At 67.9% G+C, this 1428-nt stretch carries 2 protein-coding genes; both read left to right on the top strand.

What is annotated here, in order from left to right; genetic code table 11:
* The first annotated feature begins 103 nt into the window (after positions 1–103).
* Positions 104–934, top strand: a complete 831-nt coding sequence (locus IEZ12_RS37235) for an IS5 family transposase (RefSeq protein ID WP_189278859.1) — start codon at positions 104–106, stop codon at positions 932–934.
* Positions 934–1353 (top strand): hypothetical protein, encoded by a 420-nt coding sequence (locus IEZ12_RS37230; RefSeq protein ID WP_229848723.1) that lies wholly within the window; start codon positions 934–936, stop codon positions 1351–1353. The genes IEZ12_RS37235 and IEZ12_RS37230 overlap by 1 nt, the downstream gene beginning before the upstream one ends.
* Positions 1354–1428: the final 75 nt, after the last annotated feature.

Here is a 1428-nt window from a genome sequence, read left to right as displayed (position 1 = left end):
AGAGGGCGGTAAGTGACGTGATGTCGGTTTCGTCGTCACCGGAACGTGTAGCGCCGTTGCATCTGCGCTGATCGGTGAGCGTGGTCGTGCTGAAGTGTCTGCCATGAACGATCGCCAGCCGTACAAGAGCGACTTATCCGACGAGCGGTGGGCCCTGATCGAGCCCGTCATCGCCTCGTGGAAGGCCCAGCACCCCTCTGTCAGCGGCCACCAGGGCCAGTACGAGATGCGGGAGATCGTCAACGCCCTGCTCTACCAGTCCCGGACCGGCTGCCAGTGGGACTACCTGCCCCACGACCTGCCCCCGACCGGTGCGGTGAAGTACTACTTCTACAAGTGGCGTGACGACGGCACCGACCAGGTCATCCACGACCTCCTGCGCTGGCAGGTCCGCGAGCGCAGGGGCCGATTAGCCGACCCCAGCCTGGTCGTGCTGGACACCCAGAGCCTGCACGCCGCCGCCGGCGTCCCGGCCGACACCACCGGCCGCGACGCGCACAAGAAGGTCCCGGGCCGCAAGCGGGGCCTGGCTGTCGACGTGCTCGGCCTGCTGATCGCCGTGGTGGTGATGGCCGCCTCCGTGCACGACAACGCCGCGGGCATCGCCCTGCTGGACAAGGTCGCCGCTGACACCGACACGGTGAAGAAGGCACTGGTGGACCAGGGGTTCAAGGCCGCCGTCGCCCGCCATGGGCGGACGGTGGGCATCGATGTCGAGGTCGTGCGGCGCAACCCGGCGGACACCGGGTTCGTCCCGCAGCCCAAGCGGTGGGTGGTGGAGCAGGTCAACGGGATCATGATGCTGCACCGCAGGCTGGTGCGCGACTACGAGCACCGCCCCGCCTCTGCCGAGTCCAGGGTGTATTGGGCCATAAGCGACCGGATGTCGAAGATACTGACCGACACCTCCGCCCCCTCCTGGCGCGACGCGTGATGGCCGGCGAGCTGACCTTGGGCGAGGTCCTGGCCCGGCTGGAGGACCGGGAAAGGGAGATCACCGCCGAGGCCCTCGACACCCGGGAACGGATCGCTGAACTGACCGTCCGGCTGAGGGAGTTCGACCGCGCCGCCGAAGAAGTCCGGATCACCCGCAAGATCCTCCTGGGTATGTCCGATCCGCCCGATCCAGAGCCGCCCGCCCCGAACCTGCCCGACCATCCGGCCTACCAGCAGATCATGGCGGCGTTCGCCGCGACCGGCACCCCGCTGCGGGCCAGAGCGGTGTGCGAGGCGATCGACCTCGGGATCGCGCCCAACACTGTCAACAACGTCCGACTGAAGCTCAAGAGGCTGGTCGGACGCGGAATCCTGGTCGAACCGGAGCCAGGCTTGTTCGCCCAGCCACGGCCATAGAAGGCCGACGAACCCGCGACCAGCCCACCCCCGAACGAAAGCGCGAAACGGACACCACGTCACTTACCGCCCACT

It is taken from the genome of Kitasatospora griseola (genome assembly GCF_014648555.1).
GTDB lineage: Bacteria > Actinomycetota > Actinomycetes > Streptomycetales > Streptomycetaceae > Kitasatospora > Kitasatospora griseola.
Note: the sequence above shows the minus strand (reverse complement) of the source record. Positions and strands in the feature narration are given on the sequence as shown.

Excerpts from the sequence above, each read along its gene's own strand:
- IEZ12_RS37235 (WP_189278859.1), top strand. The coding sequence starts at position 104 with ATGAACGATCGCCAGCCGTACAAGAGCGACTTATCCGACGAGCGGTGG.
- IEZ12_RS37230 (WP_229848723.1), top strand. The coding sequence starts at position 934 with ATGGCCGGCGAGCTGACCTTGGGCGAGGTCCTGGCCCGGCTGGAGGAC.